Origin of the sequence: Arcticibacter sp. (genome assembly GCF_045629565.1) — a bacterium.
Classification (GTDB): Bacteria; Bacteroidota; Bacteroidia; order Sphingobacteriales; family Sphingobacteriaceae; genus Arcticibacter.
The window spans coordinates 20,387-41,232 of record NZ_JAZQRL010000132.1; the positions used below are offsets into that span (position 1 = coordinate 20,387).

General features: G+C 43.7%; 12 protein-coding genes and 1 tRNA gene. All 13 read left to right on the forward strand.

The genetic code is table 11. The annotated features are described in order from the left end of the window. The first annotated feature begins 12 nt into the window (after positions 1–12). On the forward strand, positions 13–963 hold the full coding sequence (locus ACKI5J_RS19385) for a glycosyltransferase family 2 protein (RefSeq protein WP_407431568.1): 951 nt from the start codon (positions 13–15) through the stop codon (positions 961–963). Then, positions 963–1,934, forward strand: coding sequence for a glycosyltransferase (locus ACKI5J_RS19390; protein ID WP_407431512.1), 972 nt, complete (start codon positions 963–965; stop codon positions 1,932–1,934). The genes ACKI5J_RS19385 and ACKI5J_RS19390 overlap by 1 nt, the downstream gene beginning before the upstream one ends. Beyond that, a complete protein-coding gene (locus ACKI5J_RS19395; protein ID WP_407431514.1) occupies positions 1,931–2,719 on the forward strand; it encodes a hypothetical protein in 789 nt (262 codons plus the stop codon). Before ACKI5J_RS19390 ends, ACKI5J_RS19395 begins: the two co-directional genes overlap by 4 nt. A 5-nt stretch (positions 2,720–2,724) precedes the next feature. Beyond that, positions 2,725–4,227, forward strand: coding sequence for a GH3 auxin-responsive promoter family protein (locus tag ACKI5J_RS19400; RefSeq protein WP_407431516.1), 1,503 nt, complete (start codon positions 2,725–2,727; stop codon positions 4,225–4,227). Between the two features lie 11 nt (positions 4,228–4,238). Next, on the forward strand, positions 4,239–5,393 hold the full coding sequence (locus tag ACKI5J_RS19405) for a 1-deoxy-D-xylulose-5-phosphate reductoisomerase (protein ID WP_407431517.1): 1,155 nt from the start codon (positions 4,239–4,241) through the stop codon (positions 5,391–5,393). Between the two features lie 30 nt (positions 5,394–5,423). Then, positions 5,424–6,746 carry an RIP metalloprotease RseP gene (gene rseP / locus ACKI5J_RS19410; RefSeq protein ID WP_407431519.1) on the forward strand — a complete coding sequence of 441 codons (1,323 nt, stop codon included), beginning with the start codon at positions 5,424–5,426 and terminating at the stop codon, positions 6,744–6,746. A 96-nt stretch (positions 6,747–6,842) separates the two neighbouring features. Beyond that, positions 6,843–6,922, forward strand: a tRNA-Leu gene (locus ACKI5J_RS19415). 1,319 nt (positions 6,923–8,241) lie between these two features. After that, positions 8,242–11,322: a SusC/RagA family TonB-linked outer membrane protein gene (locus ACKI5J_RS19420; protein WP_407431521.1), complete on the forward strand. Its 3,081-nt coding sequence runs from the start codon at positions 8,242–8,244 to the stop codon at positions 11,320–11,322. A gap of 10 nt (positions 11,323–11,332) precedes the next feature. After that, positions 11,333–13,249 carry a RagB/SusD family nutrient uptake outer membrane protein gene (locus ACKI5J_RS19425; protein WP_407431523.1) on the forward strand — a complete coding sequence of 639 codons (1,917 nt, stop codon included), beginning with the start codon at positions 11,333–11,335 and terminating at the stop codon, positions 13,247–13,249. Between the two features lie 17 nt (positions 13,250–13,266). After that, the gene (locus ACKI5J_RS19430; protein ID WP_407431525.1) at positions 13,267–16,125 is read left to right on the forward strand and encodes a SusC/RagA family TonB-linked outer membrane protein; all 2,859 of its coding nucleotides are present in this window, start codon (positions 13,267–13,269) and stop codon (positions 16,123–16,125) included. 21 nt (positions 16,126–16,146) lie between these two features. After that, positions 16,147–17,916 carry a RagB/SusD family nutrient uptake outer membrane protein gene (locus ACKI5J_RS19435; RefSeq protein ID WP_407431527.1) on the forward strand — a complete coding sequence of 590 codons (1,770 nt, stop codon included), beginning with the start codon at positions 16,147–16,149 and terminating at the stop codon, positions 17,914–17,916. Positions 17,917–17,947: 31 nt separating this feature from the next. Continuing rightward, positions 17,948–18,961: a DUF5627 domain-containing protein gene (locus ACKI5J_RS19440; RefSeq protein WP_407431529.1), complete on the forward strand. Its 1,014-nt coding sequence runs from the start codon at positions 17,948–17,950 to the stop codon at positions 18,959–18,961. Positions 18,962–18,981: 20 nt separating this feature from the next. After that, positions 18,982–20,712: an endo-1,4-beta-xylanase gene (locus ACKI5J_RS19445; RefSeq protein WP_407431531.1), complete on the forward strand. Its 1,731-nt coding sequence runs from the start codon at positions 18,982–18,984 to the stop codon at positions 20,710–20,712. The last annotated feature ends 134 nt before the right edge of the window (positions 20,713–20,846 follow it).

Genomic DNA, 20,846 nt, shown 5'->3' on the forward strand with positions numbered 1-20,846 from the left:
TTGAACTCAAATATGGATATATCCGTAGTCGTACCACTATATAACGAAGAAGAATCTCTGCCGGAGCTGGTTGAATGGAACCGGCGTGTTATGGAGGCCCATAACTATTCTTACGAGATAATTCTGGTGGACGACGGCAGCACCGATCACTCCTGGGAAGTAATTGAAGGTCTTAAGAAACAGAATCCGCATATCCGAGGGATTAAATTCAGAAGAAATTATGGTAAGTCAGCTGCATTAAATGTGGGGTTTGAAGCGGCGCAGGGCAGGGTGGTAATCACGATGGACGCAGACCTTCAGGACAGTCCGGATGAAATACCGACTCTTTACAGTCGTATTGTCGACGATAAATTTGATCTTGTTTCCGGATGGAAGAAAAAACGGCATGATCCGATCACTAAAACTGTACCAACCAAGCTGTTCAACTCGGCCACGAGGAAGATGTCTGGCATTCACAATCTTCATGACTTCAACTGTGGATTGAAGGCTTATCGCCGGGAAGTGGTTAAAAGCATCGAGGTCTATGGGGAGATGCACCGCTATATACCGGTGCTTGCAAAATGGGCTGGATTTAAGAAAATAGGGGAACAAGTTGTAGAACATCGTCCAAGGAAATACGGTACTACCAAGTTTGGTCTGAGCAGGTTTATAAATGGTTTTCTTGACTTGCTTTCCATTATTTTTGTAGGAAAGTTTGGCAAGCGTCCTATGCACTTCTTTGGTGCATTAGGCGTTCTGAGTTTTTTCGCAGGAACAGCGATTTCGGTGTGGTTAATTGCTGAGAAACTCTATGATATCTCGCATGGTTTGAAATTTAGAAACGTGACCGATCAGCCGCTGTTCTTTATCGCCCTCGTAGCCATAATCGTAGGTTTTCAGTTGTTTCTCACCGGGTTCGTTGCGGAGCTGGTTGCCCGAAATTCGTCTGAACGTAACGCTTACCAGATAGAAAGAGAGGCCTGATGTTCTTTTCGATAATTATTCCCTTATACAACAGACCACAGGAGATAGACGAGCTTCTGTATACGCTTACGCTTCAGACGTATACACAGTTTGAAGTTCTGGTTATTGAAGACGGGTCCGTCAAAGATGCCCGGGAAATCGTTGAAAGTTACCGGGACAAGCTGGATGTCAGGTATTACTTCAAGCATAATGAAGGACAAGGCTTCACGCGGAACTACGCTTTTAAATTAGCCAAGGGCGACTACTTTATCATGTTTGATTCCGATTGTCTTATTCCTTCGGATTATCTGGAAATCGTTCATCGTCATCTATTGAAGCATCAGCTGGATGCTTATGGAGGCCCTGATGCAGCGCACTCATCTTTCACTCCGGTTCAGAAAGCTATCAGTTATGCAATGACATCACCTTTTACCACCGGTGGTATCCGCGGTAATAAGAAGCGAATAGGGGGGGCCTTTCATCCAAGAAGTTTTAATATGGGGATTTCCCGAAGAGTTTGGGAAGCGACGCATGGTTTTATTCTAACCCGTCTTGGGGAAGATATCGAATTTAGTATCCGCATACAGTCGATGGGTTTTAAGACCGGTCTGATCCCTGAGGCAAAAGTATTTCATAAACGACGTACAAATTTTAAGCAATTTTATAAGCAACTTCATTTTTTTGGACGTGCGAGGATAAATATTTATACATTTTTTCCGTCTCAGTTGAAAGCTGTTCATTTCTTTCCGGCATTGTTTACATTATTTGTTATTTTTACGGCGCTTGCTAACGCGCTAAGCATCAAACTGGCAGATGTATGCAATTTTCTGATTGCTGTATACATTTTGCTATTGTTCTTTCATTCATGGAATGCGAACAAATCAGCAAAGGTTGCGTTTTTAAGCATAGTAGCAGCCTTTGTTCAGCTAATCGCTTATGGCTTAGGTTTTATGCAGGATTTTTGGAAGCGAATAATTCTTAAACATTCATGATTGAATTTCTAAAGGAAAGCACATTTGGCGTAAATGATGTAGTTACGACGGCATGGAGAGTGCTGAAACGCCAATATTTCAAGATATTGGGTTTGTGCCTTCTTATGTTTGTTATATTCAACCTTTCCGGCATCCTGGCTATGTATATCGGAGGTTTTAACATAGGATTGAGTATTCTTATGATGCTTATCTTTATCGCTGCATACTTCGGATTTCAGCTGACACTGTTCAAATTTGTGCTTCGGGTACTTGATAAGCCCGATGAGGACGTCTACGTTAAGGATTCCTTTCCAACCACAAGGCAGATTCTGAGATTTCTATTGGCGACGTTTTATTTTGTGCTTTGTATTCTGGTAGTTTATGGTCTCATCATCCTGGTAATACTCCCATTCGCCTATGTACGCATACCGATGGATATTCTCACTCAGGTCGCGACATCGTTAGGAGTTCTGGGTATCATTTTTACCTGGATCCGGATTTCTTTTTTTCCCTTCTTTATAATAGATAGAAATTGTTCACCCTTTAAGTCTATCAGATTGAGTATGGCTATTACTAGGGGCAATTTTACTAAATTGTTGATGCTGTTGATGCTTCTTGCAATTTGTCAGGCACTTTATTTAAAGATCTATTCTGAACAGGATCTTATTTCGGCTGCGATGATTAACCTTGTCAACTCTTTGCTTATCATTCCTCTGTCGAGCGTGGCTATAGCTGTGGCTTATCGTCAGATGATGAATGAGTATCACGGAGAGGAAGATCCGGGCTTAATGGGCAATATCATTTAATTAGTATGGGACTTAAGGCGAAACTTAGCAAGCCCTTTGCTGCGTTGGCAGTTTACCGGATTAACAAATGGAAAAACAGGTCAATAGAAGTGCAGAACCGGATTATGTCTACCTTAGTCCGTCAGGCAAGGTATACGGTTTTTGGGCGGGATCATAATTTTAATCAGATCCAGACCTATGAAGATTTTAAAAAGAACGTCCCTATTCGCGACTACGAAGATTTGAGACCGTACGTAGACAGGATAGTAAATGGAGAAGCGGATATCTTGTGGAAAGGTAAGCCTGCTTATCTTGCCAAAACCTCCGGCACTACATCAGGCGTAAAATACATTCCTATTTCAAAAGAATCTATGCCTGAGCATATCAAGGCCGCCCGCAATGCGCTGCTAACTTACATACATGAAACGGGTAAAACTGACTTCGTGAATGGAAAGATGATTTTCTTACAAGGAAGTCCGGTGCTTTCAGAGAAACATGGTGTTGCCACGGGTCGGCTCTCCGGTATTGTTGCCCATCATATTCCGCAATATTTGCAGAAGAACCGACTTCCGACATATGAAACAAACTGCATTGAAGATTGGGAGGAAAAGGTAGACGCAATAGTGGAGGAGACCTTTCATGAGGATATGACACTGATATCTGGCATACCTCCCTGGGTTCAGATGTATTTCGATCGTTTGTCCGCTAAAGCGGACGGAAAGAAGATCAAGGATATTTTTAAAAACTTTGGCCTGTTTGTGTACGGTGGGGTTAACTATGAGCCATATCGCCAGAGGATGGAGGAGGTGATTGGCAGAAAGATTGATTCCATCGAAACTTACCCGGCTTCAGAAGGTTTCATCGCCTATCAAGATTCGCAGGAAGAAAAAGGTTTGCTGCTTCTGACAAATGCAGGAATGTTTTATGAGTTTATTCCTTCTGAAGAGTATTTTAGTGAAAACCGCCGTCGTTTAAGTTTAGCGGAGGTAGAACTTGGTACCAACTATGCCTTGATTTTAAATACGAATGCCGGACTTTGGGGGTACAGTATTGGTGATACGATCAGGTTTGTTTCCAAAAATCCCTATCGAATTGTGGTGACCGGTCGGATTAAACACTATATTTCCGCTTTCGGTGAGCATGTTATAGGAGAGGAAGTAGAGAGCGCTTTATTGGAAGCGGCGTCAGAATACGACGTGGAAGTGACTGAGTTTACAGTAGCGCCGCAAGTCACTCCTTTGGCTGGTGAGCTTCCGTACCACGAGTGGTTCGTTGAATTCGCAAACCCGCCGCACGACATGGATGCATTCAGCAAGCGAGTGGACGTAGCCATGCAAAAGAAAAATATTTATTACTTTGACCTGATAACTGGAAATATCTTGAGGCCGCTCATAATCCGATCTCTGGTTAAGGGAGCTTTTCAGCAATATATGAAAAGCAAGGGTAAATTGGGTGGTCAGAACAAAGTACCGCGATTATCAAATGATCGTAACATTGCAGACGGACTGACACCTTTTATTACACAATAGAATTATTACAATTGAAACATATAGCAATATTAGGATCTTCTGGTAGCATCGGTACTCAGGCTCTTGAAGTGATCAGGGATAATCCTGATCGGTTTAAGATTTCGGTATTGACTGCCGGAAATAATGGCCGGCTACTTATTGAGCAGGCGCGAGAGTTTAAGCCCCTACAAGTGGTAATAGGTGACGAACGGCAGCATGCAGAAGTTCGTTCGGCTCTTGAAGATTTAGGTATTGAAGTGTTTGCCGGTGAAAAAGCGTTGACAGAAGTAGTACAGCTTCCGTCGATCGATGTGGTGTTAACTGCTGTTGTTGGATTTTGTGGACTGCGACCTACTATAGCTGCAATTAAGGCTGGAAAGGATATTGCCCTGGCAAACAAGGAGACAATGGTTGTAGCGGGCGAGCTGGTGAATGCACTGGCCAAGAAGCATAAAGTTTCTATTTTCCCCGTGGACTCTGAGCACTCAGCTATATTTCAATGTTTGCAAGGTGAGCAAGGCAATAAGGTGGAGAAAATTTACCTTACAGCGTCAGGTGGGCCATTTAGAGGGAAAAGTAAAGAATTTCTATCAACTGTAACGAAAGGCCAGGCTCTCCAGCATCCGAATTGGGTGATGGGAGCGAAAATTACCATTGACTCGGCTTCTCTGATGAATAAAGGACTGGAAGTAATAGAGGCTAAATGGCTTTTTGACTTGAAACCTGCACAGATCGATGTGATTGTTCATCCTCAGTCGATCATTCATTCAATCGCTCAATTTGAGGATGGTTCTATGAAAGCGCAGATGGGTTTACCTGATATGAAACTTCCAATTCAATATGCACTGGGATATCCAGACAGAATATTAAACAGTTTTCCACGTTTTGATTTCTTGAAACATACTGAAATGACGTTCGAGCAGCCTGACCGCCGGACTTTTCGCAACCTGCAATTTGCTTTTGACGCAATGGAAAAGGGGGGCAATAGCCCTTGTGTGCTTAATGCTGCAAATGAAATCGTTGTCCAGGCATTCCTGGATGATCGGTTAGGCTTTCTGGAGATGAGTGACATCATCGAAAAGTGTATGAGCGAAGTTTCCTATATTCGTGATCCGAATCTGGAGGATTTCATCGAGACGGATACTGAAACGAGGAAGTTTGCCAGTCAATTGGTAACAAATTATTAAAGAATTATTCTAATAGATTTTATAAGTACTATGGATGGATTGGTTATGACCGGCCAGCTTTTGCTGGGCCTATCAATATTGATTATACTACACGAGGCAGGCCATTTTTTTGCAGCGCGTGCTTTCGGTATAAAGGTTGAGAAATTTTACTTGTTCTTTGACGCCTGGGGATTTAAACTTTTTAGTTTTAAATATAAAGGGTGTGAATATGGAATGGGATGGCTGCCATTGGGTGGTTATGTGAAGATCGCAGGCATGATTGATGAATCTATGGATACAGAGCAGCTTGCTGGTCCACCGCAGCCATGGGAATTTCGGTCAAAACCAGCTTGGCAACGCCTGATTGTAATGTTAGGAGGAGTGGCCGTGAATATCGTTCTGGGGATGTTTATCTTCTGGATGCTTACTTTCAAAATGGGCGAGACTTATATTCCAAATGAGAAGCTTGTTAGCGGCGTTGTCCCAGGAAAGGTGGGTAAAGCCATTGGGATTGAGACAGGAGACCGGATCGTTGCTGTTAATGGAACCAAGGTTGTCAGGTTTGACGAAATAACCAGTTCAAAGGTGTTGATGGGTGGAGGCACACTGACCATTAACAGAAACGGAGAATCGAAGGATATCCATGTACCTGGAAATATTCTTGATGAAGTTGCCGATCATGGTGTTACAGAGTTTGTGCAGCCAAGAACATCAATCAGCAGTGTGGCGGAGGTATTGCCAGGCAGTAAGGCTGCCGCGGCGGGTTTCGAAAAAGGAGATAGCATATTGAGTGTAAACGGAAAGCAGATCACTTATTTTGATGAATTCCAGCAGCAGTTGATGGCTAAAAAGAACAATAAGATTAACGTGAATGTCTACCGAAATAGCCAGGTAGTGACGTTGATGCCTGTCGTCGGTGAGGACGGAACTATCGGTGTTTCACTTAATATGAATGTTCCAACGGAAAGTCTTAATCATGGCTTATGGGCTTCTTTACCGATAGGCGCTTCAAAGGCCTGGGGTATGTTCACGGACAATGCCAAGGGGATAGGTAAAGTCGTTACCGGCCAGGTTAAGGCCCAGAAAGCATTCACAGGACCTGTAGGTATAGCCAATATGTTTGGCGCAGAGGTAAACTGGTTGAAGTTCTGGACGCTTGTAGGACTGCTTTCTATGGCTTTAGCATTGATGAACTTATTGCCTATTCCTGCTTTGGATGGTGGTCATGCAGTTTTTCTGATTATTGAGATGGTGAAGGGAAGCCCACTAAGCGATAAATTCATGGAGCGTGCTCAACTAGTAGGTTTTGTTATTATCGTTGCTTTAATGGTATTTGTCTTAGGTAACGATATCTTTAAATATGTGCTCAACTAGTTACATTGCTGAATATCAGGTCGCTAAAAATATTCCGTTTTTTTGTTGTAAATCTGGGGTGTATTGAATAGATTTGCATCCCGTTAACGAAGGAATGCCCAGCTGGCGGAATTGGTAGACGCGCTGGTCTCAAACACCTGTGGGAAACCGTGCCGGTTCGACTCCGGCGCTGGGTACGATTAACAACAATAAAGCCCTGTAATTTAACAGTTACAGGGCTTTTTTTAAGACTACCTTCACTATTGCATACACTACTATAGGACCAAGTCGAAAACTTGTGGACTGATGTTTTTTTGAGCATCAAGTTCTGTAAGGGGGTACTTAAAGAACCTGGTGCTTCTCACTCCTCTAAACTGGCTTCAGAATGCTTTTTCCTGGCGTTAAAGGACTTTGCTGATGCATTGATAGATTCTCCTATCTGAAGTAACTTTAAAGTCTTGCCAGGCCACAGAGCTTGTCGTGAGATTTTAAAGCCTAAACTTTCCAAGTATAACAGCCAATCTTTTGCATCGGACCTTGATCCAGTCGCTAAAAGCGGTTAAGGACTCCAATAGTTTCGCTGGCGCATTTTGCCTTTGACCATAGAAATGTCCGGTCGTGTGGGATGAGTTACGTCGGTATCGACTGACTTCTTTTAAAAAAAGCCGCGAATCCTTCCCGCATTTGCGTTAGTTCTGCAACAAGATTCCAATCCTTTAAGCCAACTTGTTTGTGCCGGTATCAAGCTATCGCCGACGTTTAATATGGACCACCTTGTGCCTATGAATAGGAAGTCCTGCACGGTGATGGTGGGAAAGAAGCGGATTGCTGATCTTTTCTTTCGAAAAGTAATTTAAGAAAACTACACAAAGAAGATGGATTCAGACCGTAGGTGGCTGCGAGCTTGATTTCATGAACATATAAGATATGAATATGCACAAATGTGCTATTTGAGAAACATCCCTGAGCCTACCTTTAAACTCAAACTGTCGAAGGAAAGAAATATCCATAGACGTTAAACTGACTAATAAAACTAAGCCAAATGATGAGGAAACACACCGATTCTTTTGGTGGACTTGTACAAAACAATTAATTACTATTATATGCTGAAACTTTTACAACCAAAACCATCGACCGTATTTTCTGAACGTGTCTCCACTTGCATTTCCCCATTAAGAAGCGGATAATCCCGGCATTTGGCATACTCATTCCATACAGTATATCTCGGCTTTATATTCCGACTTAATGAGCACGTACTAACCAAACCACCATAATTAAACCTCACGTATGAACAAATCTCTTAATTCATCAAAGAATGTCTGCATTCTCTTACGCATGCTATTTCCTGTATTGAATTCTCCGGGCTTAATGCAAGAAAACGAACCTAACTCATCCAATGGTATTTAGAAATTAAATAATGGAAAAAACTAACTTATCCTGTAATGTCGCACATGTTAAGCAAAGTACCCAAGGGCGAACATTAAAACTGGGCTTTGCAATTCTATTTTTTTTCACAATGAGTGTCGTCTTCGGTCAACAGAGTCGGGTAGTGAGAGGAAAGATACTAGATCAGCAACAGCAACCTGTTATAGGAGCTGGAGTTGCTGTTAAAGATGGGACGCAAAGGGCAGTGAGCGATGTGAACGGTGCATTCGCAATTAACGTTCCAGCAGAAGCGAGATTTCTGGTTATCTCTTATCTAGGGATGGCTACTCAAGAAGTTGACATCAATGGAAAAACCACAGTAACTGTATCTATGAAGGATCAAACTTCGGAGTTGGAGCAGGTTGTGATTGTAGGGTACGGTCAGCAGAAGAAAGAAACACTTGTAGGCGCCATAACACAAACAAGTGGGAAAGTATTGGAACGTACCGGTGGCGTTACTAACCTGGGTATGGCCCTAACGGGAAATTTGCCGGGAGTAGTCACGACGTCATCCACAGGTATGCCTGGGGGGGAAGACCCGGAAATCCTCATCCGTGCTCAGACTACCTGGAATAACAGTTCTCCTTTGATCCTCGTCGATGGTATTGAACGACCTATAGGTACTGTTGATATTGCTTCAGTAGAGAGTATTTCGGTGCTAAAAGATGCGTCAGCTACTGCTGTATTCGGGGTTAAAGGCGCAAACGGTGTTATCCTCATCACTACAAAAACGGGTGCTGAAGGAAGGGCCGTGGTTAAAGGACGATTAAATTCGACGGTAAAAACTGTTTCCCGGTTGCCGCGGAAATATGATTCTTATGACGCACTATCTCTTAAGAATAGAGTTTCAGAAAGGGAGTTGTCTACAGATCTTAACATTTGGCCATCGAACTTTACACCGGAAGAAGTTCTCTTGAAATATCGTTTTCCTGCTAACGATGCAGAATGGGATCGTTATCCCAACGTTGATTGGGAAAAGGAACTGATCGCTGACTATGCCATGTCTTATGGCGCCAATGCAAGCGTGTCTGGTGGAACGAAGTCGGTTAAGTACTTCGCATCTGCTGACTATGTTCGTGAGGGAGATATATTCAAGACCTTTGAAAACAACCGGGGTTACTCTTCAGGTTATGGTTATGACCGGATCAACTTTCGCAGTAACCTCGATTTCAATGTAACGAAAACAACCAAATTTGCTACCAAGATTTTCGGATCGAATGGTGTTCGTCAGTTTCCCTGGGATCAGCCGTCGAATAATAATTATTCTGCAACTTTCCCCTGGACAGCTGCTTACAGGTCTGCTCCGGACGCCGTACGTCCTGTGTATTCAGACGGAACCTTTGGTGAGTTTCCCCTGGCCTTTGACGTGCCTAATTCAGTTGCTAACCTGGCAACTGCCGGGTATGAGCAAAATACTAATACCCAGTTAACTACTGATTTTATCCTTAATCAGGACCTTAAAATGATCACGCCGGGCCTGAGTTTGAGGCTGAATTATTCTTTTGACAATACTTTCCTAGAGATTGACCGAGGCATCAGGGATCCGGCTGCAACCCAACGAAAATATATCAACCCGATAAACGGGCAGGTCACTTATACACAGGTGACCAATCCTAACACCGGATTGGATTATTTCGGGCGCCAGAACTGGGTAACAGAAGCTGGGTCAGTTGATAAGGGTCAAACGTACCGCAGGAAAAATTATTCCGGCCAGTTGAACTATGATCGCAGTTTCTCGAAGCACGACCTTGGTTTGATGGGACTCTTTATGCGTGAACAGATTGCGAGAGGGAGTGTCTTTCCCAAGTACAGAGAAGACTGGGTTTTCCGCACAACCTATGCCTTTGATTCTAAATATTTGTTCGAGGCCAACGGTGCTTATAACGGATCAGAGCAATTTGGTCCTGACTATCGTTTCGCATTCTTTCCATCGGTCTCTGCAGGCTGGGTGATCAGTAAAGAACGGTTCATGGAAAAATTGAACTTTGTCAATTCACTTAAGCTACGCGGATCATGGGGTAAAATAGGTAGTGATCGGCTCGGTTGGAACGAGTTTGATAACCGATATCTCTATAGAGATCTGTGGGATTTTTCAGGGAATGCGCCAATGGGTACACTGGCACAAAATTCGCCTTATACATTTTACAGGATGACACAGTTAGGTAATCCGAACATCGCCTGGGAAAATGTTGAAAAGCGGAATATCGCAGTAGATTTTGAGTTATTCAACGGCATACTGGGAGGAAGTTTGGATGTATTTAAGGATTTGAGAACCGACATTATTATTGCCGGAAATTCACGGGCTATTCCAAGCTATTTCGGGCAAGCTGCACCGAATGCCAATATCGGTAGTGTTGAAGGGAAAGGATTTGAGTTGGATTTACGCTTCAACTTTAAGTTGAATAATAACATGCGAGCGTGGCTCAATACAAATATGACCCGCGCAGTTAATACCGTTCTATCCCGTGACGACGGTGAGCTGCTTCCAGATTATCAAAAGCAGGCCGGTTGGCAACTAGGACAGGTACGCTCACATATGGAATATGGCTATTTGCGGTCATGGGACGATGTATATGGCAGCACGCAACGAAATACGAACGATGCATTTAAGCTTCCGGGGGACTATAATATTATCGATTTCAATGCTGATGGCATTATTGATGATTTCGATTCAGCTCCGTACCAATATTCTGGTTCGCCTCAGAATACCTATAATGCTTCATTCGGTTTTGACTGGAAAGGCTTAAGCGTCTTCGCTCAGTTCTACGCGGTAAATAATGTAACCCGTAACGTAACATTCCCGACTTTCGATACCTATTCTGCCTCTAATACGGCTTATGTGGAAGGCATCTACTGGTCGAAAGAAGCCGGGGGTGATGTGCCTCTTCCTCGCTGGGGTGCCTTACCTAGTGGCGGTGCGGGTACACGCTATCAATATGACGGATCATACATACGCCTGCGAAATGCCGAGGTGGCTTACACCTTCAGTGGAAAGGCAGTCGCGAGAATGGGCGTGAAGGCTTTCAGGCTCTACGTTAACGGAAACAACTTATGGGTATGGACCAAGTTGCCCGATGATCGTGAGTCAAACTTTGCCAGTGGCGGTGCTTCACTCCAGGGAGCTTACCCGAGTACAAGACGTTACAATCTAGGTATAGATCTAACATTTTAAGATAACTAAGATGAAAAAATATAACAGACTGATATTATTGTCTCTGACGATAGCGGTTATTAGCATGGGCATGAGTTCGTGCAGAAAGTATCTCGATGCGGCTCCTGCAACCTCTATTGATGATGCGGAAGCATTTAAGAATTATCGAAATTTCCAGGGATTTACTGAGGAATTGTATAACGCTGTACCTATAGCTACGGGATCAACCTCACACAACAGCTGGAATTTTGGAGAAGATGAATTGTGGCAAACGAATGATGACAGATTACTGGGGTACAGAATCGACAGGGGAGATTTTTGGGGATGGAACAATTCCATATTTGGTTCCTGGTTTAACACAGGAGGTAATGCCAATAATACAAATAGAGGTGATAAAGGTAGACTGTACGGCCTGGCATGGTACGGGATCAGGAAGGCAAATATCGGTTTGGATAACCTGGAGTTACTGGTTGACGCTACAGCTGAGGAGAAGCAGTTAATCGAAGGACAACTATATTTCTTCCGTGGCTGGTTTCATTTCATGTTGATGCAATACTGGGGAGGTCTTCCTTATGTTGATGTTGTGCTCCCAGCTGATCAGGCTCCGCGGATTCAGCGTCTGAACTATCAGCAAACGGCTGACAAAGTATCTGCGGATCTAAGAAAGGCAGCGGATCTGTTACCCTTGGATTGGGACCAGATTCCTGCAGGCAGGGCCACACAGGGTAATAATGACCGTCGTATCAATAAAATCATGGCTCTCGGCTTTCTGGGAAAAAATCTTCTACTAGCAGGAAGTCCCCTGATGAACGAGGAATCGACGGGTGTTAACGGATACAATGCAGAATATTGTAAACAGGCTGCGGATGTTTTCGGAGAAGCCTTGACAATTATTGAAGCTACAAAAAGATACGAACTAGTGCCATTCTCCAACTATAGTGAGATATTCTACACTTACGCCAAGTCTAATCTTTCGCCAGGTGCACCTGTTGTAAATGGTCACAGGTACGTTGAGGCCATCTTCCAGGAGAATCCTTTGGAACCCACGAGATTTCGCTGGAATCAGATTAATGATTATCGTCCTCAAACTATCAAAAGCACAGGTCTAAAGGTTTACCCCACTGCAAATTACATCAATTATTACGGAATGAAGAATGGCCTTCCTATTCCAGTTCCTACTCAGGCAGATGCGGAATCGGGTTGGGACCCTCAATATCCATGGAGAAACCGCGATCCCCGCTTTTATCATGACATCATGTTCGATGGCGAGAAAGCCGTAACGAATGCGGGCAATGTAGGTAATAACGAGTTCAGACAGTACGCCAGCTTGTTTACAAACGGACATATGAGAGTGGCGGATGGGCCGAGCGCAGCGTTCACAGGCTACATGCTTTCGAAGTTCACTAACAAATTATTGAACGACTGGGATCCTTATAATGGGGATAATAATGTGTTTTTACTAAGTTTCCTACGCCTATCTGACATGTATCTGATGTATGCTGAGGCTGCCTCAGAAGGTTATAATTCACCTCAGGGAAAAGCTCCGGGCTATAGCAAAACTGCGGTTGACGCAGTGAACTTTGTAAGAGACAGGCCAGGTCTGGAAGTCGGGCATGTAGCAGAGAAATTCACAGCTTCTCAGGACATGTTTAGAGAGGAATACAGAAGGGAACGCGCCGTGGAACTGGCATATGAGGGACACCGGTTTGTGGATCTGCGTCGCTGGAAGTTAATTGACAAGTTGCCTTATACACTTAAAACGGCTGTTCAATTTGATCGGGTAACTGCAAATGCGCAGGTTTATGCTGATCCCAAAAATGCTCGTGTTCAAAATTTTAGGGAAACAGTATTACTTCAGAGAAATTTTACCAGCCGCCATTATTGGTTTCCATTCCCGGTAGCGGATGTTAATATCTACGAGGGATTTAAACAGAATCCAGGTTGGTAATCTTTAAAACATACAAAATGAAGAAAAAAAATATAAAATCTTATTGTATTCTTTTGGCCATTTCTTTAAGTGCTCTGGGAACACAAGCGCAAGGATCCATAGATAGCCTTCCCAATATCAATAAAGACAGTCTGGTTAATGTTGCCTTCGGAAAAGTCGCCAGACGAGATGCCCTGGGCGCGATATCCAGCGTTAATGTGGCGGAAATCATGAAGACCAGTTATGGCAGGGGGAGTTTAGACAATCTTCAAAGTTTTGTGTCGGGATATAATGGGAATGTATGGGGACAAAGTCCATTAATCCTTGTAGATGGAATTCCGCGCAGGTCGTTCGACGTGAATATGGTTGAAGTAGAATCCATCACTGTCTTGAAGGATGCAAGTAGTGTTGCTTTGTACGGTAGCCGTGCTTCGAAAGGCGCAGTGCTCATTACAACAAAAAGGGGATCAGCTAAGCCTCTTACCGTTGACGTGCGCGCCAATGGTGGATTGATGGTTCCTAAAGGCTATGCAAATTACCTTAATTCAGGTGAGTATATGACCCTTTACAATGAGGCTCTGCGTAATGACGGTCTGCCGGAGAGATTTACTGCTGAGGAATTGTATAATACCCAACTCGGCACGAACCCTTTCCGTTACCCAGATCTCAATTTATTGTCTTCTGAATATCTGAGAAAGGTAAGCTATCGCACAGATGTTAATGCGGAAATTTCCGGCGGTAATGAAGATGCCACTTATTATTCGAACATCGGACTAGGCTACAATAATAGCCTGTTGAGATTAGGTGATTCCAAGAATAATAACGATATGAATTTCAATCTCCGGACGAATGTCGACATGAACATCACGCGATGGCTCAAAGCGACGACAGATGCAGTCGTGCGTGTAGATAACAACTATTCTGCCAGGGGAAATTTCTTCGGAGCAGCGGCAACTCTGCGTCCAAACGACGAGTGGTTTTCTTATCTGATCCCTATCGACAAGCTGGATCCAGACAACCCCCAGTTACAGGCGATTGTCAATAACAGTAATCAGCTTATTGATGGGCAATATCTTTTAGGTGGTTTGTCAAACCGACAGACCAATGAATTGTCACAGATACTGGCTTCAGGATATATCAAGAACAGACAGCGCACGTTTATGTTCAATGTTGGTGCAGAGGCTGATCTGGGCGGAGTTACGCAAGGATTAACGTTTAGTACCCGGTTTAGCCTGGACTATACGTCAAGATATACCGAGGGATACTCTGTGCCTTACGCCACCTATCAACCAACTTGGGAAACAATTGATGGTAAAGAGATCATCACCAATCTGCAACAGTTTGGAGTTGACCAAATCAGCACAAATGAATTTATAGGTACATCATTGTATAACCAGACGATATCCCTAAATCCGCAGTTTAACTATAAACGTACCTTTAATGAGAAGCACAACGTTAGCGGCGCTTTGGTAGGGTGGGGTTATATGACACGGATATCAAGCGACCCTGACACCGATGGAGGTAGTGATTACCAACCAATAAGAAATACCAATGTCGGCATCCAGGCGTCATACAATTACAGGCATAAGTACTATGTTGATTTAACGGGTGCCGTCATCCATTCAGCAAAATTACCAAAGGGCAACCGAAGTGCTTTGTCTCCTGCTGCTACATTGGGATGGCGTATTAGTGAAGAAGATTTCTTCAAAAATGGAGCTTCTTTTATTGACGACTTGAAGATTAGCGCTACTTATTCGTCCCTAAAACAAGATCTGGATATTACTACGGCAACTACGGATTATTATCTGTACGAGGGAAACTACACATCAACTAGTTGGGTTCAATGGCAGGATGGAACATCTGCCGGAGATTATGTTCTTGCTGCGGGCGGTGCAAATCCTAAGCTAACCTTTGTCGACCGGGAAGAACTCAGGGCTGGTTTAGATGCCACGCTTTTCAACCGAGCTTTCAACCTGAATGTAAATTATTTCCGTCAAAACACCAATGGCCTATTATCGCAGGGCACGGCAACCATTTATCCATCTTACTTTACCGGGAACGGTTCTTTTCAGCCCTGGATTAATTTCAACAATGAAAGGCGTACTGGTATTGATTTTTCGGCAAGTTATACCAACAACGTTGGAAAATTCAAATATTCACTTGGTTTCGTTGGAATGTTTTATGATTCTGAGGTAACTAAGCGCGATGAGGTTTATGAAAACGGATACCAAAATCGCACAGGAAGGCCTCTAGATGCCTATTGGGGTTATATCGCCGAAGGTCTGTTTCAAGACCAGACAGAAATCGACAACCACGCCAGACAAACGTTTGGTGGCACGGTTAAACCCGGCGATATTAAGTACCGGGATGTCAATGGAGACAATATCATTGATAACCGTGATGAAGTTGACCTGGGAAAAAATGGCTTTGGTGCATCGCCGTTTAACTATGGGTTAAACCTGACCCTTAAATGGAAAAACGTTAGCCTCCTTGCTCTCGGCTCAGGGCAAGTAGGAGCTATCGGTTTCAAAAACAGCTCAGAATATTGGGTTACCGGATCTGGTAAATATTCTGAGGTTGTCTTGGGTCGCTGGACTCCAGAGACAGCTGCAACGGCGACTTACCCTCGCCTAAGCACCAATAGTACAACGAACAATTTCCGGAATTCAACTTATTGGATGTTTAAGAACAATCGATTCGACCTTCGCAGAGTTCAGATCACTTATGATTTCAATCAAACTGCCTTGAGTAATGCTTCATTCATCCATGGATTAAGTGTTTATGTGACTGGAGACGATCTGCTGGTTCTATCGAACGAACGTAAATTAATGGAAACTAATATTGGAACTGCTCCCCAGACCCGCTTCTACAATCTTGGGATCAAGGCCACTTTTTAAACGACAATAACGAAAGAGATCATGAAGATAAAATTGATAATGCTCGGGCTGATTATTTTAACCTTTAGTGGTTGTAAGAAGCTCTTAGATGCGGATCTGCAAAATATCCGGTCGGAGGAGAATATGTATACTGATCCGATATTCGCCCAGGGTTTCGTTTTACAATCCTACCGATTAATCCCGGCCTATTACAACAATAGTGATTTGGCAACGGACGATGCTGTTGCGAATGTTCGTGCAAATGCCTTCAGCCAATTAGCTACAGGCTCCTGGACACCTACAAATCCTTCGCTTAGTGTTTGGAACCAGTCGTACGCTGGCATCCTGTACGTTAACCAGTTTTTAGAGCATTCCAACAAGGTTAAGTGGGCGAATGATTCTTCAGCCAACAAGCTGTTGAATTTTAGGATGAGAGGTGAAGCATTCGGTTTACGAGCCCTGCATATGTATAATTTGTTACGAAACCATGCGGGTGTAACATCAGATGGGCAACTGATGGGAGTGCCAATCATCACCGAGTTTCAGGAACCTACATCAGCAGACTTTAATCAGCCGCGCGCTACATTCGATGCATGCGTAAAGCAAATCTACAAGGATCTCGACAGTGCTGAGTATTATCTTCCTGTTGAGTATAGGCAAATCACCTCCGTTAACCAGATTCCGACACAATATATGTCTATTACTCAAATCCCTGAAATCTATAATCAGGCGATGGGCGAAAAGTTCAGACAGTTGTTTAACGGTTTGATCGCCAAATCCTTCAGGGCGAGGACAGCTTTACTTGCTGCTAGTCCTGCGTTTCAGCATGCAACCAACCCGGCAACGTGGGAACAGGCGGCAAATGCCGCTGCAGCTATCATCCAATATAAGGGTGGTCCAAATTCGCTACCAGCTAACGGCTATACATTTTACGATAACCGGACTGAAATCGATGGTCTATCATTAGGAAACAATCCGTCAGAAATTATCTGGCGTGAAGTCCGTCAGAATACGGTTTCTGCCAGGGAGACAGATAACTTCCCTCCAAGCTTGTTCGGCAACGGGTTGATTAACCCTACAGAAAATCTGGTAGAGGCTTTCCCTATGGCTAACGGGTATCCTATTGATCATGGTAGCAGCACCTACAATGCAAACAGCCCTTATGCGAACAGGGATGTGAGACTCCGTGCTTATATTATGTATGACGGGCATCCAGATCTTACCAGTTTGAGAACAGGAAGCCGTTCGGGCTCTGCAGATGGAATCAACGTGAGGAATACATCAACACTTACCGGTTACTATATGAGAAAAACGCTCCGTTGGGACGTGAACTTGACTCCAGGATCTGTAACAGGAAGAAACCGGTATACCCCGCGTATTCGTTATACAGAGATGTTCTTAAATTATGCTGAAGCGGCTAACGAAGCCTGGGGGCCTAAGGGTACCGGCCCAAATGTGTTCTCGGCATACGACATTGTTAAGGCAATCCGTACCCGGGCATCAGTAGGAATAGCCAACAACCATGCATATCTGGAAGAGTGTGCTGGTGATAAAGCAAAAATGCGGGAATTGATTAAAAATGAGCGTCGCCTGGAGCTTTCTTTTGAAGGATTCCGTTTCTGGGACCTGCGCCGCTGGAAAGAAAGCCAGACGAAATTGAATGAAACAGCCCGTGGTATGGACGTCAATGGCAATGTGTTTACTCCGATAACAGTACAGGAGCGGGTGTTTCAAGATTACATGATTTATGGACCAGTTCCTAACTCTGAAGTTTTGAAATACAATAAGCTAATGCAAAACCAGGGTTGGTAGTCATCAAGGTGATTTAACTTATAGATTTAAAATGAAAAAGTATAAGATATTTATTGGATTGGCAGTTGCTTTGAGCACTGTAACGGGATGTATGAAGAATAGCGATATTGATCATCCTGATTTTGATCATCAGTCGGTCTACTTTGCTTACCAGTACCCTGTACGTACCATAGTCCTGGGAGAGGATTTGTTTATAGACAATTCCCTGGATAACGAGCATAAGTTCGAAGTCAAAGCTACACTTGGCGGTACACGAGAAAACAAGAATGATGTGGCTATTAATTTCAATATTGATGGTTCACTTCTAGCCAACTTGCATTTTTCAGGCAATGGCGGTAAAATACAGATGTTGCCTTCCAACTATTACAGCTTGGCTTCCAATCAAATCATAATTCCCAAGCGCAATATTCTGGGCGGAGTTCAGGTGCAATTAACTGATGCCTTTTTTGAGGATCCTTTGGCAATAAAAAACACATATGTTCTTCCTCTAAAGATGGAAAGCGTGCAGAACGCAGATTCTATTTTAGAGCGCAAGGATTTTGTTCTCTATGCAATAAAGTTTGTTAACCAATGGCACGGGTATTACCTCAGAAGGGGCGTTGATGTAATGACTAATGGGACTGCAACCCGTAATGTTTCCAGACATGCTCGTTATGTGGAAAATGATGAGGTGAATATGTTGTCTACGAAGTCGTTTACGCAAATAGATTTCCCCGTAGTTTTTAAAGATCAGGGCGATAATTTTTCATGTACATTATTATTATCGTTTGATAACGCAGGGAAGTGTACTATCTCAAGCAGTCCAAACTCTCCACTTTTCACCGCCACGGGAACCGGTTCTTTTGTAAAGAAAGGCGACAAAAAGAGTTGGGGCGACACAGACCGCGATGCACTCTATCTTGATTATCAGGTGAGCTATGCGGGGGTAACAGTTGGCAGTGGAACCAGTACGCGTGTTATAAGTGGTAACATCGCGACTAAAGATACTTTGGTAATGCGCGACCGTGCAGTGAAACATGAATTGTTTACACCAGTGATTCAATAATCACATAAACGAAAGAAATTATGAATATGATTAGAAAATGGACTGGTGGGATTACGATATGCATAGCGATGTCTTCCATCTTTGTTGCTTGTTCTAGCTTTGAAAACCGGGAGTTTACCATTGATAAACCTCAGAGCTTAATTGATCAGGAAGTCCGTGATGCCTACAAGGAGTTGAAAACCTATATCAACTATAGTGACCAACCTAATTTCAAATTAGGTGTCGAGCTCGATCTGAATGAGGTTACCAGTAACAGTCCTTTGTACCGATTGATGCAAAGTCATTTTGATGAGGTTAACTTAACCAGATTGAACCACATGGATTTCGTAGCAGACAATACTCCAGTGACAACCAATTTTAGCAGTGCCCTGGAAGCCAATATGTCGGCAGCGATGCCTATTCATGCGGGGCACCTGGTGTGGCATGAGAAGCAACGGGATGCCTATATGAGAGGTTTAATAGCTAATGTTACTCTTCCTGGTCAATCAGGTTCTGATGTTTTGGTAAACTTTGACAACGATGCCATCGGGACAGCATATCCCACTACAAACAGCGGCGCGTCAGCAAAAGTCGTGGCGGATCCAGACGGTAAAAGTGGTAATGCGTTACGGGTTTTGAAAACCACCGGAACCGCTTTTCCTCAGTTTACTGTTACGTTACCGGCAGGAAGGACCCTTGGACAGTATAAATCTGCGACGATAGATTTTAAAGGTGGTGGCAGCTTTGGTTTGTTCGGCTCAGGGATGCGACTAGCTATAACTTCTTCCTTAGGTGATCCGGCACTTACCGGCTACGGTGGCCCTTCTTCATTTGGAGTAGCTGATAATGTTTGGGGACGTGGAACGATCGTCCTGCCTCTTGCGAACCTGAATTTGACAGAGCAACAAAAAGAGTTAACGACTTTCATCGTTACTATTGGCTCTCAAACAGGTTCTGCCGATTACCTGTTAGACAACCTCACCTTCAAATGGGAAACCCCAGGCGAAACCATTGTTAAAACACCGGCCGAGAAGAAAACAATTATCACTGCAGAACTGGATAAATGGATAAAGGCAATTGCCGGATCGGGTAAAGACAAAGTGAAATCCTGGAGTGTTGTCTATCAACCCATGGATGAAGCTAATCCATCACAATTGAGGAGTGGTCCTGCAACCGGCACGCCACCTGCGAACACCTTCTATTGGCAAGATTACCTAGGTAAAGATTATGGCGCTATAGCTGTCGGTATGGTGAAACAATATGCCAATGCGGATGCTAAGATATTCTTCACAGAAACCAACCTGGTAGACAACCCCAGCAAAATTCAGGGCTTAAAGGATTTTATCGTCTACACAGAGGAAAAAGGAGCTCAAGTTGATGGCATAGCTACGGAATTGGCACTCAACGTTGGCCAAGACAAGACGAAGGTGGAGACAATGCTTCAAGGCCTGGCCGGTACAGGAAAGCTGATTAAAATATCTGCATTAGATATTGGTACGGGGGGGGCTACACCGCAGGCTACGCCAGCTTTATACCAGGAGCAAGCTGAAATGTATAAGTGGTTTGTTAAAGCATATAACAGTGCGATTCCTGCCGCCCAACGGGCAGGAATCACTTTCAGAAGCCCACATGATCGGGCATCCGGAGATAGCTGGCGGCCAAATGAGCCGGTTGGGTTATGGACCAGGTTCACTTCAGGCAGTACCGTCAATGCAGGCTATCAAAGAAAACCTGCATACATCGGCGTGCTGGAAGCATTTCAAGGAAACTAAGAAATGGTTGGGGGATGATCAAAATCCCCCAGCCATTTCAAACGATCTCTTGTATGAGGCAATTTCGCCAGAAGAGAGCTAATAAATAACAAATTTATTCCAACAGACCTTTTGGGTTCTGTATGAGGATGTTT

Bases quoted from the DNA above. Each gene is read 5' to 3' on its own strand.
- ACKI5J_RS19385 (WP_407431568.1), top strand. From the start codon at position 13: ATGGATATATCCGTAGTCGTACCACTATATAACGAAGAAGAATCTCTG.
- ACKI5J_RS19390 (WP_407431512.1), top strand. From the start codon at position 963: ATGTTCTTTTCGATAATTATTCCCTTATACAACAGACCACAGGAGATA.
- ACKI5J_RS19400 (WP_407431516.1), top strand. From the start codon at position 2,725: ATGGGACTTAAGGCGAAACTTAGCAAGCCCTTTGCTGCGTTGGCAGTT.
- ACKI5J_RS19420 (WP_407431521.1), top strand. From the start codon at position 8,242: ATGAGTGTCGTCTTCGGTCAACAGAGTCGGGTAGTGAGAGGAAAGATA.
- ACKI5J_RS19430 (WP_407431525.1), top strand. From the start codon at position 13,267: ATGAAGAAAAAAAATATAAAATCTTATTGTATTCTTTTGGCCATTTCT.
- rseP (WP_407431519.1), top strand. From the start codon at position 5,424: ATGGATGGATTGGTTATGACCGGCCAGCTTTTGCTGGGCCTATCAATA.
- ACKI5J_RS19445 (WP_407431531.1), top strand. From the start codon at position 18,982: ATGAATATGATTAGAAAATGGACTGGTGGGATTACGATATGCATAGCG.
- ACKI5J_RS19435 (WP_407431527.1), top strand. From the start codon at position 16,147: ATGAAGATAAAATTGATAATGCTCGGGCTGATTATTTTAACCTTTAGT.
- ACKI5J_RS19425 (WP_407431523.1), top strand. From the start codon at position 11,333: ATGAAAAAATATAACAGACTGATATTATTGTCTCTGACGATAGCGGTT.
- ACKI5J_RS19395 (WP_407431514.1), top strand. From the start codon at position 1,931: ATGATTGAATTTCTAAAGGAAAGCACATTTGGCGTAAATGATGTAGTT.
- ACKI5J_RS19440 (WP_407431529.1), top strand. From the start codon at position 17,948: ATGAAAAAGTATAAGATATTTATTGGATTGGCAGTTGCTTTGAGCACT.